The following is a 15228-nucleotide window of genomic DNA, read 5'->3' on the forward strand; positions in this document are numbered from 1 at the left end:
TCTGGATAAACCTAGGGGGTACTTTGCCTTATTTTTTGCCTAAAAATGTTTACACATACTTTTATACATCATCGATAAATTTCAATAATCGCTGATATATTTGGAGTTACAGTCGATATATTGTAAAAATCGCCGATATAATTTCACTTACCGACAAAACCACAAGAAAATCCCTTTCACAATCTAAAGAAAACGCCTCCATTGAAATGGATTCCATACCTGACCTAATAACTTTACACTCTATGTGAAAAAGTTCACAAATAGGTCATAATTTGTGAAGTAATTCACAATAATACGTGCTACAATATGAGTGTAAAGAAGTTAAACAACATTAAATTAGTATTTTAATTAATTACTTAAACAATCATAAAAAATATATGTGAACAATAGAGAGGGGAAATTACCATGAAAAAAGGTATCAATCGTGTAGTATTAGTAGGAACAGGAGCTGTAGGTTGTAGTTACGCTTACTCAATGATCAACCAAGGTGTAGCTGAAGAATTCGTATTAGTAGATGTTAATGAAGCAAAAGCAGAAGGGGAAGCAATGGACTTAAGCCATGCGGTACCATTCTCTCCATCACCAACAAAAGTTTGGAGCGGTAGCTATGCAGATTGTAAAGATGCAGATTTAGTAGTCATCACTGCTGGATTACCACAAAAGCCAGGTGAAACTCGTTTAGACTTAGTTGAGAAAAATACAAAGATCTTTAAACAAATCGTTCGCGGCATTATGGATAGCGGATTCGATGGAATCTTCTTAATCGCAACTAACCCAGTTGATATTTTAACTTACGTAACTTGGAAAGAATCTGGTCTACCAAAAGAGCGCGTAATTGGTTCTGGTACTACTTTAGACTCTGCTCGTTTCCGTTACATGTTAGGTGACTACTTAGATGTAGATCCACGTAACGTTCATGCTTACATCGTTGGTGAACACGGTGACACTGAACTTCCAGTATGGAGTCACGCTACTATCGGTGTACAAAAACTAGAAACAATCTTAGCTAACAACGAACAGTACAAACAAGAAGACTTAGACAAAATCTTCGAAAACGTACGTGATGCAGCTTACCATATCATTGAGCGTAAAGGTGCAACTTATTACGGAATCGGTATGTCACTACTTCGTGTAACTAAAGCAATCTTAAACAACGAGAACAGCGTATTAACTGTATCTGCATACCTTGAAGGTCAATACGGTGAGAAAGATGCTTACGTAGGTGTTCCAGCTGTAATTAACCGTGAAGGTGTACGTGAAATCGTAGAGCTTGAGTTAAATGAGGATGAAAAAGCGAAATTTGCTCATTCTGTAAAAGTATTAAAAGAAACAATGGCACCAGTACTATAATAATAATTGCTAAATAATCCAGAAGTGGGGAACTACTTCTTACTTCTGGATTTATATATAATTTAATATAAATTCCTTTTCCGGTTTCCCTTGTATATCCCCAATATACCCCTTTTGCTGGATCAGGGTCGTTTATAGAAAAGAGCACTCTACTTTGCGTAGAGTGCTCTTTATTATTATCATTTTTTAGGCGTTAATCCTAATTTCTTTAAAATATCTGCCAGTGTACCGCTTTTTGATTTTTCAACAGGTGTTTGTGATTTAGATGCATCAGGACCTTTCTTCAAGAAGTTCTTTTCAACGAAGCGAATATCTTTTTCGTCAACAATACCATCTTTATTTAGGTCACCGTCTTTCACAGATACTCCTTTTTTACCATAGTTGCTAGCGATAATTTCAGCATCTTTTATATCAATTACTTTATCGCCATTTACATCACCGGCAAGGTTTTCATCAAGGCGTGCATAATAATATTGGCCAAGTAGCTTACCGTCTTTTTCAGTACCAAGTTTCGTTGTTAGTCGGCTTGTTAAATGCCCTGGAACCTCTACGTATAAGTTGTAGTCGCGTTTATTAACAGGAAGTCCATTTAGTTTGAAGTATCCGTATTTATCTAGTGAGCCTTCAAACTTATGACGGTAAGAATCAGTCGCATATACTTTTACGCCAAGCTTTGTATAATCGAATTTCTCATCTAAATATCCACGTTCATTTAAGAATGCACCAGGCTTAATATTTCCTTCTACTAGTGAGTTTAAGGACATTACTGAGAATGATTGATCTTGAAGGACGCGCATTCTATTTGGCTCTGTTTCTCCTGGCTTCCAGTATACAAACACTGGTGACTCTAATTGAGCATTTGCTTCATAAAATTCATCATTTTCTACTTTGAAAGTGACATCAATGAACGGGAAGTCACCATCTAATCCAGCGAAGTTTTTATCATCAATAGCTCCGCCTACTGTAACAGAACCTTCTTCTAGTTTCGGTTCATTTACTTTTGCGGTTGCCCCTTTTTCAGAAAGGAGTTTTTCAAAAGCAGGATTCAATTTCGCATTTGCAAATTTGAAGTTCTTTTCTAGGAATTTTACGTTAAATTCCCCAGCAACGAATTGTTTCACATGTTTGGCGTTTAGCGTCACAGTGAATTCATCACCTTTATATACTTCTTTTTTATCATAACTAGTTTTCGCATATTGAGCTCCTTGCGGGATAAACCAATAGTTATTTACACCGCTTGGATAGTCAGCTCCTGCAGTTGCATAATCGAAAATATATACGCCTGTGTTCATTGGACCTTCAGTTTTAAAGGATTCAGGAGTAATGCCAACTTTAAAGTCACCATTTGCATTAATAGGTAAAAACTTATGCAAGTATGGAGAATAATCATAGTACATCACTCCGTTTGCTTCTTGCGTAATGTTTAATCCTTTTCCTTTTAAGTAGTCAACGTTCGAATCATACACATTTCCTTTAATCCATAACGCTTTTTTACCATCTTCTACTGTATAATTTTCTTCCTTTAATTCATAAATACCGGGCTGTAATCCAGTTAATTTCACTTCTGGCGGTGTATTATCAATTACGACATAATCACCTTTCACCCGTGCTTTGCCAGCTTTATCATAGCCAACAAACTCAATTGTGTAATCACCTTCCGGTAAGTCGATTTTCTCATCACCAATTGGTTTTGCAGGATCATTTGTAAAAGGATACACTTTTCCGTTAAAGAAGGATTCTAAGTAGTAATACACATCCGTTTTTAGTCCACTCGTGTTTAGTGTTCCGATGAAGCCGAGAGCTTTATTTGTTTTCGAATCTTTTACGATAAGATCTAACGTTTCAAGTTCGCTATTTAATTGGAATGCCCCGTGCAAATACGATTCACGGTAAGGGTTGAATTTAGATGTATCAGTTGAAATCGTTTTTCTAGATAATAAGACATTTTCAATACCATGTTCTGATACACGAATAGAGAATGGAATTTGATACGTTTCTTCTTTATTTTTCGTATTTGTAATATGAATATATCCTTCATATCGGCCTTGTTTTACACCAGCTGGAACATTAATTTTTGCTTCAATTTCATCTGATTTACCAGCATCAATCGTAATTGTTTCAGCAGTAGAAACTTTTATACCGTTTGCGGTAGCATCGTTAATGGCAGAAGATGCTGGTGTATAAGAAATTTCTGTTTTAAATTCTTTTTTCTCTTGTTTATTATGGTTTTCCACTTTTATATTTCGTTTTTGTTCAAGAGCTTCACCGTCTTTTTGATAGAACTTCCCGAATGCAATGGATCCAGTTTCTTCAGGGACTTCAATTACTTCATCATTTACAACTGTTTTTGTTGTATCTAGCACTTTAAAACTAGTTTCCGTATGAACGGCGTTGTACGCATCTACTCGTCCAGCTCCAACTTCATATACGGAATACTTTTCTTTTAAATCATCAGCTGTGTTCATAAGAGACGCCTTTACATCGAATGGAGAGTATTCTGGGTGTTCTTGTAAAATAAGAGCAGCAACGCCCGCGATATGAGGAGAAGCCATAGATGTTCCTTGCATACGCTCGTAGGAAACGTCATAGTTTTCGCCCTCTTGTGGGTCGTTAATATATTCAGGTACTGTTGAAAGTACAGCAACACCAGGCGCTGTAATATCTGGTTTAATATCATCATTTGATGTAACAGGACCGCGGGAGCTAAAGTCTGCAAGATGATCGCCTTCTGTTTGAATATAACTAAGTTCGTCAAAGGTAAAGGATGTATTACCTTGTTCGATTTGAGCTTTTAGTTTTACACCGTCTTCTTTCGTTAGGCGGAATGCGGGAATGTATTTTGTACTTTCGCCAACGTAGAAAGGAATTTCTCCGTCCACATTGTTATAAATAATAACGGCTTTTGCACCGGCTTGTTTTGCGTTAGCAATTTTTTCGTCAAATGACAGTGTACCACGTGCAACGAGAGCGATTTTTCCTTTTACATCCTTTTTACTAAACTCGTCAGGCGTACCGATTCCTACAGATTCAATAGGGAGAGATTGTCCTTTGAAATCTTCTATTTTATCAGTGAAGTTTTTGCCGAATAAAATGAGGTTAGGGAATTGTAATTGCCCAGCATGACCTGATAGTTTTGGTAAGGAAATAGAGCTATCACTTGCTCCAACTGTAATAGCAAATGGAGAGGCACCTGGTGATCCAAGTGTCGCTGGATTTGGTCCAGAGTTACCAGCGGCAACGACTGTAACAACGCCAGAAAGCATTGCGTTGTTAACAGCGATAGACGTTGGATCAAGCGGATTGTTGCTATCGTCACCTAACGATAAGTTAATAACATTCATGCCGTCAGAAATAGATTTATCGATTGCAGCAATAATACCAGAACTATCTCCGCTTCCGTATGGACCGAGTACACGATAGTTATACAGTTCAATGTCAGGTGCAACACCTTTTACTGCGGAATCTGATGTGTTTTTCTTTTGCGCAGAAACGATACCTGCTACGTGAGTACCATGCGCGGTGTAGAAGGAAGAGCCACGATCATCAAATTCAGGAGCGCCAGATTGTTGCCACTCTGTATAAGTTGTTTCCATCGGATCTGCATCGTTATTAATAAAGTCCCAACCTTTTACGGAGTTTGGATCTACCTTGCTAGAGTCTTCGCCAGGTTTTGCGCGATAGCCCTTATACACGTCTTTTAGGTCAGGATGATTGTAATCAATACCTGTATCTAATACACCAACTTTAATTCCTTTTCCGGTAATGCCTTCGCTATGTAACTTATCGACCCCAATTTGCGGAATACTATCTGTTAGTTTTTGAGGTGCTTTTTGCTCAGATTGTTTTGGTAAATTTAGTTTCACTTCATAATCTTTCCAAATACGCTTTACAACGCCAATTCGTAACAATTCTTCTACTGTATTTGCAGGTAACGTCAGCGCAACACCATTTATCGCATGTTTATAAGAACGTTTAATTTGTACAGACTGGAAATTCCCTGACTTTACTGATGGACTGAAGTGATAAAGGCGTTTTAGTCCTTTTTGAAATTCCTCATGTTCTTGATCAATACGTGCCTTTATATTTTCAGGAGCAGCTTGTAATCCTTTTTCTTTTTGTTTTAATTCATTAATCTTTACTGGCGCAGTTTGAAATTCTACAATGATATTTACTGGTTCAGAACTACTCGTATTAATATCTGGCGAGATAGTAAAACCAGGGTTAGCATCTAACTTTTGTAATGCCTGGCGCTGTTCTTTAGAAAGTTTTGATAGTAAAGACCGGGCGTTTGAAGAGTCAATTTGGTTAATAGGATTTTCAGCCAGTACATGGAACGGAAGGGCAGTTGAAAATAGAACGCCAGCCGTTACAATTCCGGTAACAAAACGATTTTTCTTTTTCATGTATAAGCCTCCGATAATTTATATTTTTAAATTTATTTCTCCGTGCCTGGTGTTTGCTCTGCATGGAATGTCCAGTTTAGCTGTAAGGAATCGCCCTGGAATTTATTTTGATCTTGTTCGTTGTCTTCAAAGGAGAAGAGCACGTGTAAATAATCTGTTTCACCAGATTTAATACCGTCTATTAAGTTATGACGTTCTAAAGAAGTAGCCACATCCTCAGGTTTCATAGTCTTTAATTGTGATAGTTTTGTTTCCCACAAAATTTCATGATCATCGTTTGGATTAGATGGTTTTCCATCATTCACTAAAAATTTGACGATGATGTGATCGCCTAAATCTTCCCCATCATTATTTTTCTTTGCATCTGTAACTTCATAGGATGTTTCAAGTGCTACTTTTGCAATATCCAATGACCCTTTATTTTCAAGCGTGAAATTTTTTTCAATAAAGTCGCCTGGTTTTAAATCTTTCACATTAACAATTACACTTGGATTAATAGAAAGGTCTAGTGTTCCAGCTTGAAATGAGTTACTAGATGTTTCTGAATCATTGAAGTAGGCGAATACACCGCCGAATGTAAGGGATAAGCCAAGCGTTGCTGTGACAACTCCCATTCCAACCTTTTGTTTTAATGACATAAGAAAGCCCCCTAATTAAATTTTTATAGCGACTGTTCGTAACAAGGATAAATAAGTAAACATAGTAGTCCGCTATGAATTGTAGTTACGAAAAGTCTACGTTCTTTATTGAGAACAAGTATATGCTTATAAATTTTCCATTTCAATACAATTGTGACGAAAAATGTTGAGAAACATTTTTTTATGAAAGATTATTTTGTTGCGATTTTAAGTGGAAAATAGGATGAAAAAGAGGGTAAAGCTAATAAAATAGAGGTTGAGAAATAAATAGTAAGATAAAAGACTAGTGAAAAATGAAGCGTTTTCAATGAATATTCGTCAAAATTCGATATTTTATATAGAAATGTGAAAAAAATTCAACATTTTTAAGAAAAAAACGTATATTTTTTATAAATGAACAAGGATATTTCAGTTTTTCGCAGAATTGGTAAAGTATAAAAAATTCTGTCATCTTAGTGAGGTGAGCATATTGAGTGTAATAAATTGTGAAGAAGTGAAACGAGATGAGTTTCATACAGAAAAGTACTATGACAGTTATAACATCTTTGGCGCACATATTGTGACGGAAGATGAGATGCGAGGTGTACGATTTACAGTATGGGCTCCTCATGCGAAAGCAATGAGTGTTGTTGGAGATTTTAATGAATGGGATTATGAGCAACATAAGATGCTGCAAGTGACAGAAGAGGGAATTTGGTCCCTATTTATACCGCATATAGAAGAAAGAGAAATATATAAATATGCGATTGAAACGATGGCTGGTGATGTCATTCTCAAGGCAGATCCGTATGCTGTGTATGCAGAAGTAAGACCGAATACGGCATCTGTAGTTTTTGATATAAAGGGATACGAATGGAATGATAAAAACTGGAGTCGTAAGAAAAAGAAAAAATCAGTTTATAAAGAAGCGATGACGGTTTATGAATTACATTTCGGTTCTTGGAAAAAGAAAGAAGATGGAACACTGTATTCTTACAGGGAAATGGCAGAAGAACTCATTCCTTATGTGGTAGAACATCAATTTACACATATTGAAATTATGCCGCTTGTTGAGCATCCATATGATCGTTCTTGGGGATATCAAGGAACGGGATATTATGCAGCAACGAGTAGATTCGGCACGCCACATGATTTGATGCATTTTGTCGATGAATGTCATAAATATGGAATCGGTGTCATTTTAGATTGGGTGCCGGGGCATTTTTGTAAAGATGCTCACGGTTTATATTTGTTTGATGGGACACCGACTTATGAATATAAAGATAAAGATGTGCAAGAAAATCCAGTATGGGGAACTGTCAATTTCGATTTAGGAAAGAGGGAAGTACGTAATTTCTTAATTTCAAATGCATTATTTTGGATGAGATATTTCCACATTGATGGTTTCAGAGTGGATGCAGTTGCAAACATGCTGTACTGGAATAAAGAAGGACAGGAGCAAAGTAATGAGCACGCTGTTTCATTTTTACGAGAGTTAAATGAAGCGGTGTTCGCAGAAGATGAAGATTTTCTTATGACAGCAGAAGACTCAACAGCTTGGCCACTTGTAACAGCCCCAACGTATGAAGGGGGACTTGGATTCAATTACAAATGGAATATGGGCTGGATGAATGATGTGCTGAAATATATGGAGTGTGCGCCTGAGTACAGGAAGTATATTCATGAGAAAATGACGTTCTCTTTAGTATATGCTTACTCTGAAAATTTCATATTACCGCTTTCTCATGATGAAGTCGTTCATGGGAAAAAGTCGTTATTAAATAAAATGCCAGGAGAGTACTGGGATAAGTTTGCTCAACTTCGTTTATTATATGGATATTTCTTTACTCACCCAGGAAAGAAATTACTTTTCATGGGAGGAGAATTTGGACAGTTTGATGAGTGGAAAGACCTTGAAGATTTAGATTGGAATTTACATGATTTTGAAATGCATCGTTATATGCATGATTACTTTAAAGAGCTCATAGCATTGTATAAGCGCTCTAAACCACTTTGGCAGCTTGATCATTCGCCTGAAGGATTTCAGTGGATAGATGCTAATAATCATGAGCAAAGTATTTTCTCATTTATTCGCCAAGGGGATAAACAAGAAGATGCGTTAGTTGTCGTATGTAATTTTACGAAAGCTACATATGAAAACTATAAAGTAGGTGTACCAGATTTCGAGTATTATAACGAGATTTTAAATAGTGATGCTGAGCAATATGGCGGGTCAGGGCAAGTAAATAAGAAACGTCTGAAAGCGATTCAAGAACCGTTTCATAATCAAGCAGCACATGTAGAAATTACAATTCCACCATTTGGCGTATCCATATTACGACCAGTGAAGACGAGAAAGGGGAGCAAAAAACAAGATGGCTCAAAAACAAAAGTGCGTAGCAATGTTACTAGCAGGGGGAAAAGGTAGTCGATTAAGTGCATTAACAAAAAATTTAGCCAAGCCAGCTGTTCCATTTGGTGGTAAATATCGCATTATTGATTTTACGCTAAGTAACTGCGCGAATTCTGGTATTGAAACGGTTGGGATTTTAACGCAATATCAACCACTAGAACTTCATAATTATATCGGAATTGGCAATGCGTGGGATTTAGACCGAGTAAGTGGTGGAGTCACAGTATTACCTCCTTATGCGGAGTCTTCAGGTGTGAAGTGGTACACAGGTACGGCAAGTGCCATTTATCAAAACTTAAACTATTTAAGTCAATATGAGCCAGAGTATGTTCTCATTTTATCAGGCGACCATATTTATAAAATGGATTACAGTAAAATGCTAGATTACCATATTGAGAAAGAAGCGGACGTTTCGATTTCTGTTATTGAAGTGCCTTGGGATGAGGCGAGTCGCTTTGGCATTATGAATACGAACGAAGAGATGGAGATTGTTGAATTTGAAGAGAAACCGCAATTTCCAAGAAGTAATCTTGCATCAATGGGAATTTATATTTTTAACTGGGCTATTTTGAAAGAGTATTTAGAAATGGATGCAAGAAATCCTGAATCTAGTAATGATTTCGGAAAAGATGTGCTTCCGCTTTTATTAGATGAAGGGAAGAAGTTGATGGCATATCCGTTTGAAGGATATTGGAAAGATGTTGGTACAGTGAAGAGCTTATGGGAAGCGAATATGGATTTACTGCGCGATGAAACATCACTGAATTTAAACGACCGTGACTGGCGTATTTATTCTGTTAATCCAAACGAACCGCCTCAATATATTGCTGAAAAGGCAAGAGTAGAAGAATCACTTATTAACGAAGGATGCGTCATCGAAGGGGACGTGAAGCATTCTGTATTATTCCAAGGGGTGACGGTGGAAGAAGGTAGTATGGTTATTGATTCTGTCGTTATGCCAGGAGCGAAGATTGGCAAAAATGTTGTGATTGAAAGGGCAATTGTTGGATCGGAAATGGTTATTGAAGATGGAACAATTATTCGTCCGGAAAAAAATGTTGACGATGTAGTACTCATTGCTGAAGGGAAATAGAAAAGGGGGATGAAATGAATGGGAGAAAAAATGTTAGGAATTATTAATGCAACGGGAAGTTTTCCTTCCTTAAAGAAAGTAACAGGGCATCGTTCACTAGCGGCGTTACCGTTTGGGGGCCGTTATCGACTCATTGATTTCATGCTTTCAAATATGGTGAATTCTAATATTCATAGTGTGGCAGTTTTTACAAGCCATAAAAACCGTTCACTAATGGATCACGTTGGTTCAGGCAAACAGTGGGATTTAGATAGAAAACGAGACGGACTGTTTTTATTCCCGCCAAATTGCCAATGTGATCAAGATGAATTTGGATCTTTTGCACATTTTAGAAGACATATTGATTATTTTCTAAGAAGCAGAGAAGAGTACGTCGTGATTACGAATAGCCATCTCGTAACAGCATTACATTTTCAAGCAGTGTTAGAGCGACATATACATACGGCAGCTGATATTACGGAAGTTTGCCATGAAGGGGTTTCGCTTCAAACATACGTGTTAAAGAAACAATTATTGTTAGATTTATTTGAGTCATATAAAGATGTGGAGCAATATAGCTTATTCGATGTAGTGAGAGAAAAGCGCGGAAAATCACTACATATTGCTACATATGAGCATACAGGATATGTAGCTATTATTGATTCGATTGAAAGTTACTATAAACATAGCTTAGAAATTTTGCAACCTGCTATTTGGAAGCAACTATTTAAGAAAGAAGCACCGATCTTTACGAAAGTAAAAGATGAACCACCAACTCGTTATGTAAAGGGTGCAGCTGTGAAAAATACAATGATTGCAAACGGCAGTATTATTGAAGGTGAAGTAGAAAATAGCGTTGTCTCCCGTTCTGTTAAAATTGGAAAAGGTTCAATTGTTCGTAATAGCATTATTATGCAAAAGAGCCAAATTGGAGATAATTGTATAATAGACGGTGTTATTATTGATAAAGATGTGAAAATTGGTGACGGTGTTGTTTTAAAAGGAACTGCCGATGAACCATACGTTGTAGAAAAAGGAAGCATTCAAAACAGTACGATTAATAGTTATTCTTAAGAAATCAGTGGGGGTTTTTCCTCCACTGATTCAAATTTTAATTTAAATGAAAACTCGAAGGGAGGAAGCTGCAAGGGAAGTAGTATAAGCTTTTCGTGCAGTGGGACAACAAGTGAATATTTTATTTGCAGTATCAGAATGTGTACCATTTGTTAAATCGGGAGGATTAGCTGATGTAGCAGGTGCGCTCCCAAAAGAGCTAAAAAAATTAGGTGTGGACGTTCGCATTGTACTCCCAAATTATAGTCTTATTCCGCAAAAATTAAGGGACGGATGTACGCTACATAAAGTAATTAACGTCCCGCTTGGCTGGAGAAATCAATATTGTGGAATTTTAAAAGGTGAGCAAGACGGGATTACGTATTACTTAATAGATAATGAATATTATTTTAAGAGGGATTCTCTGTATGGTCATTATGATGATGGAGAGCGTTTTTCTTATTTCTCGAAAGCAGTATTAGAGTGTATTCCGCATCTTGATTTCGAAGTGGATGTTCTTCATAGCCACGATTGGCATACAGCCATGGTGAATTTTTTACTGCGTGAAAAGTATCAAGATAACCCGTTATATGAGCATATTAAAACGGTATATACGATTCATAACTTGCAGTTCCAAGGTGTATTTCCTCCTGAAGTGATGTACGACTTGTTAGAACTTGGTGATGAATATTTTCATAGTGAGCAGTTAGAGTTTTATGGAAATGTGAACTTTATGAAGGGCGGTATTATCGCTTCTGATCAAATTACAGCGGTTAGCCCGACGTACAAAGAAGAAATTCAATATGAATTTTTCGGTGAGAAGTTAGATGGATTACTGCGAAAATATAATGGTAAGCTTAGCGGCATTGTAAATGGAATTGATACGAGCGTGTACAATCCAGAAACAGATTCGTATATTACTGCTCAGTACGATGCAGGTTCATTATATGAAAAGAATGAAAATAAACGCGCGTTGCAGCGTTATTTTGGTTTGCCAGAAAAAGAAGATACACCAATTATTTCAATGGTAACGAGATTAACGAAGCAAAAAGGTCTTGATTTAGTACGTACTGTATTCCGAGAAATAATGGAAGAAGATGTACAATGTATTATTTTAGGATCAGGTGATTCGGAATATGAACAATTCTTTGAGTGGATGGCATATGAGTATCCTGAGAAGGTAAAAGTGTATATCGGCTTTAATGAGGAGTTAGCGCACCAAGTGTATGCGGGAAGTGATTTATTTTTAATGCCATCACTGTTTGAGCCGTGTGGCCTTGGACAACTTATCGCATTAGCGTATGGTACGATTCCAATTGTAAGGGAAACAGGCGGATTAAATGATACGGTACAATCTTATGACGAAGAAACTGGAGAAGGAAATGGTTTCAGTTTCACGAACTTTAATGCACATGACATGTTGCACACAGTTCGTCGTGCAATTGAATTTTATCATGATAAACCGGTATGGGATCAGCTTGTAAAACAAGCGATGACTGAAGATTATAGCTGGGAGAAATCAGCTCTTGCTTATAAAAAATTGTATAAAAGTCTCATGGAATAACATGTAGGTGGTGAAGAGATGTTTACTCATGTTGAAAGTTTCAAATCAGCTTTTCTAGAAAAGTTAGAGACGATGTATGGTAAAAGTTTCAAAGAATCTACAACTCGTGATCAATACAATACGCTTGGGTACATGGTACGTGAGTATATGAATAGTCAATGGATTGCAACGAATGAAAGTTATCGGTCTGGAGAGCGAAAGCAAATGTATTACTTATCCATTGAGTTTTTACTTGGGCGTTTGCTTGGAAGTAACATATTAAATTTAGGCATCAAGGATGTATGTGAGCAAGGGCTTTCTGAGCTTGGAATTTCGTTGCAACAATTAGAAGAGGTGGAAGCAGATGCAGGTCTTGGAAATGGTGGACTTGGACGGTTAGCAGCCTGTTTCCTTGATTCACTTGCATCTTTAAACTTACCAGGTCATGGGTGCGGAATTCGTTACAAACACGGCTTATTTGATCAAAAAATTGTTGATGGTTATCAAGTTGAATTTCCAGAACAGTGGCTTCTTCATGAAAATGTATGGGAAGTAAGAAGGCATGATCAAGCTGTAGAAGTAAGTTATTTCGGCAATGTTGAAACGCTCTACATTGATGGGCGTTTAGAATTCAGGCATACAAATGCAGAAGTAATTATGGCCGTACCATATGACGTTCCAGTAGTAGGTTATGAGACGAGTACTGTAAATACACTTAGACTTTGGAATGCGGAACCAGTTCCTTTCCCACAAAATTGCAAAGATATTTTGAAATATAAGCGTGAAACAGAGGCGGTATCGGAGTTTTTATATCCAGATGATACGCATGATGAGGGGAAAATACTTCGTTTGAAACAACAGTATTTTCTCGTATCAGCAAGCTTGCAAAATATTGTTCGTATGCATAGAGAAAGATATGGTGACCTTCGTCAATTACATGAGAAAATTGCGATTCATATTAATGATACCCATCCAGTTTTGGCGATTCCAGAACTGATGCGTATTTTATTAGATGAAGAAAAACTAGCATGGGAAGAAGCTTGGCACATAACAACGCAAACGATTTCTTATACGAATCATACGACGTTATCAGAAGCTCTTGAAAAATGGCCAATTCACATTTTTAAACCGTTATTACCGAGAATTTATATGATTATTGAAGAGATCAATGAACGTTTCTGTCATGAGCTTTGGGAACGTTATCCGTATGAATGGCATCGCATTGAAGAGATGGCGATTATTGCGCATGATCTTGTGAAAATGGCTCATTTAGCAATTGTCGGTAGCCATAGCGTAAACGGTGTAGCAAAAATTCATACGGAGATTTTAAAACAACGTGAAATGCGATTGTTTTACGAGTTTTATCCAGATAAGTTTAATAATAAAACGAATGGAATCGCTCATAGACGTTGGTTAATGAAGGCGAATCCACAGCTGACAAACCTTATTTCAGAGGCGATTGGAACAGAGTGGAAGAAAGCACCGATTAAGCTTCAAGAGCTACAATTAGTTCAATACGATGCGAGTTTCCAAGAGAAATTTGCAGAGGTAAAACAAGAGCGTAAAGAGATTTTAGCAGAGCGTATTCATAATACAATGGGGATTACAATTGATCCTAATTCTATTTTTGATGTGCAAGTAAAAAGGCTACATGCTTACAAGCGACAATTATTAAATGTTCTTCATATTTTATATTTGTATAACCGTTTGAAAGAGGATGCTAGTTTTACATTTTATCCGCGTACTTTTATTTTTGGAGCGAAAGCATCACCTGGCTATTACTATGCGAAAAAAATTATTAAATTAATAAACGAACTTGCAAGGAAAGTGAATAACGATCCGTACGTAAGCCAATATATGAAAGTTATCTTTCTAGAAAACTATCGAGTGTCTGTAGCGGAAGATATATTCCCAGCGGCCGATGTAAGTGAACAAATTTCAACAGCGAGTAAAGAAGCATCCGGAACAGGCAATATGAAATTTATGATGAATGGTGCGATTACGCTCGGCACGTTAGACGGAGCGAATATTGAAATAAAAGATAGAGTCGGTGATGATAACTGTTTCATTTTCGGTTTAACAGCCGAAGAAGTTCTTCATTACTATCAAAATGGTGGATATCGTGCAAGTGATTATTATCACCACAATGGGCACATTAAGAAGGTAGTAGACCAGTTAACGAATGGTTTCTTTGCACAGTCGGGAGCTGAATTTGAAGCAATTTACGATTCTCTTGTTATTCAAAATGATGAATATTTCGTTCTGCGAGATTTTGGCCCATATGCGGAAAAGCAAGAAGCTGTTGGTAGAGCTTATGAGAACCGAACGAAGTGGCTCGAAATGTCGATTTTAAATATTGCACAATCTGGTCATTTTGCGAGCGATCGAACGATTTTACAGTATAGTAATGAGATTTGGGGTATTGGTAATACAGTTACGCAAATTTAAAGAGATTGCTACGTTGGAAAAGATTATATGAAATTTATATCGGCGATTTTTAAGATATATCGGTTTACCGACAAAATTTAACACTAATAAATAAACCGAGCTTAAACTCATTAAGCTCGGTTTTCTTTTTTGCTTAAGAAAGAAATGGGATCGCAGTATATATGATACCTGTTCCATCATATTCTCCTGTCGCAAAGTATGAAAATGTAAAGAAACCTGTAAACGTAAAAATTACAATGAGAAAAAGTGCAAAGATAAATTTTAGCATGTAAGGTCCCCTCATCCAAAAGTAACTTCATATATTATTATAGTATAAGGATATTTAATTT

General features: G+C 36.8%; 9 protein-coding genes. 6 read left to right on the forward strand and 3 right to left on the reverse strand.

What is annotated here, in order from left to right:
* The first annotated feature begins 405 nt into the window (after positions 1–405).
* Positions 406–1350: an L-lactate dehydrogenase gene (locus FH036_RS23490; protein ID WP_000715338.1), complete on the forward strand. Its 945-nt coding sequence runs from the start codon at positions 406–408 to the stop codon at positions 1348–1350.
* Between the two features lie 179 nt (positions 1351–1529).
* Here the strand turns inward: FH036_RS23490 and FH036_RS23495 are convergent, their stop codons facing one another.
* Together FH036_RS23495 and FH036_RS23500 are read right to left on the reverse strand one after the other, a co-directional pair.
* A complete protein-coding gene (locus FH036_RS23495) occupies positions 1530–5753 on the reverse strand; it encodes a S8 family serine peptidase (protein ID WP_139896296.1) in 4224 nt (1407 codons plus the stop codon).
* Positions 5754–5785: 32 nt separating this feature from the next.
* Entirely contained in the window at positions 5786–6391 is a 606-nt protein-coding gene (locus tag FH036_RS23500) for a CalY family protein (protein ID WP_000053941.1), read from the reverse strand.
* 469 nt (positions 6392–6860) lie between these two features.
* Here FH036_RS23500 and glgB point away from each other — a divergent pair, with 469 nt between their 5' ends.
* From glgB to glgP, 5 genes are all read left to right on the forward strand, one after another.
* The gene (gene glgB, locus FH036_RS23505) at positions 6861–8798 is read left to right on the forward strand and encodes a 1,4-alpha-glucan branching protein GlgB (RefSeq protein ID WP_000111375.1); all 1938 of its coding nucleotides are present in this window, start codon (positions 6861–6863) and stop codon (positions 8796–8798) included.
* Complete coding sequence (gene glgC, locus FH036_RS23510) at positions 8746–9876, forward strand: glucose-1-phosphate adenylyltransferase (RefSeq protein ID WP_000057612.1); 1131 nt, start codon at positions 8746–8748, stop codon at positions 9874–9876. The genes glgB and glgC overlap by 53 nt, the downstream gene beginning before the upstream one ends.
* Positions 9877–9894: 18 nt before the next feature.
* Positions 9895–10929 (forward strand): glucose-1-phosphate adenylyltransferase subunit GlgD, encoded by a 1035-nt coding sequence (gene glgD, locus FH036_RS23515; RefSeq protein ID WP_000504147.1) that lies wholly within the window; start codon positions 9895–9897, stop codon positions 10927–10929.
* A gap of 112 nt (positions 10930–11041) precedes the next feature.
* Positions 11042–12472, forward strand: coding sequence for a glycogen synthase GlgA (gene glgA / locus FH036_RS23520; RefSeq protein ID WP_139896317.1), 1431 nt, complete (start codon positions 11042–11044; stop codon positions 12470–12472).
* A gap of 18 nt (positions 12473–12490) precedes the next feature.
* Complete coding sequence (glgP, locus tag FH036_RS23525) at positions 12491–14899, forward strand: glycogen phosphorylase (protein ID WP_139896297.1); 2409 nt, start codon at positions 12491–12493, stop codon at positions 14897–14899.
* 133 nt (positions 14900–15032) lie between these two features.
* Here glgP and FH036_RS27505 read toward each other — a convergent pair whose 3' ends face one another.
* Positions 15033–15167: a hypothetical protein gene (locus FH036_RS27505; protein ID WP_000911070.1), complete on the reverse strand. Its 135-nt coding sequence runs from the start codon at positions 15165–15167 to the stop codon at positions 15033–15035.
* Between the last annotated feature and the right edge of the window lie 61 nt (positions 15168–15228).

It is taken from the genome of Bacillus sp. CD3-5, assembly GCF_006349665.1.
GTDB lineage: Bacteria > Bacillota > Bacilli > Bacillales > Bacillaceae_G > Bacillus_A > Bacillus_A paranthracis.

What these genes read in the sequence shown, in the direction of transcription:
- FH036_RS27505 (WP_000911070.1), bottom strand. Translation starts at nt 15,167, where the DNA reads ATGCTAAAATTTATCTTTGCACTTTTTCTCATTGTAATTTTTACGTTT.
- glgC (WP_000057612.1), top strand. Translation starts at nt 8,746, where the DNA reads ATGGCTCAAAAACAAAAGTGCGTAGCAATGTTACTAGCAGGGGGAAAA.
- FH036_RS23490 (WP_000715338.1), top strand. Translation starts at nt 406, where the DNA reads ATGAAAAAAGGTATCAATCGTGTAGTATTAGTAGGAACAGGAGCTGTA.
- glgD (WP_000504147.1), top strand. Translation starts at nt 9,895, where the DNA reads ATGGGAGAAAAAATGTTAGGAATTATTAATGCAACGGGAAGTTTTCCT.
- FH036_RS23500 (WP_000053941.1), bottom strand. Translation starts at nt 6,391, where the DNA reads ATGTCATTAAAACAAAAGGTTGGAATGGGAGTTGTCACAGCAACGCTT.
- glgP (WP_139896297.1), top strand. Translation starts at nt 12,491, where the DNA reads ATGTTTACTCATGTTGAAAGTTTCAAATCAGCTTTTCTAGAAAAGTTA.
- FH036_RS23495 (WP_139896296.1), bottom strand. Translation starts at nt 5,753, where the DNA reads ATGAAAAAGAAAAATCGTTTTGTTACCGGAATTGTAACGGCTGGCGTT.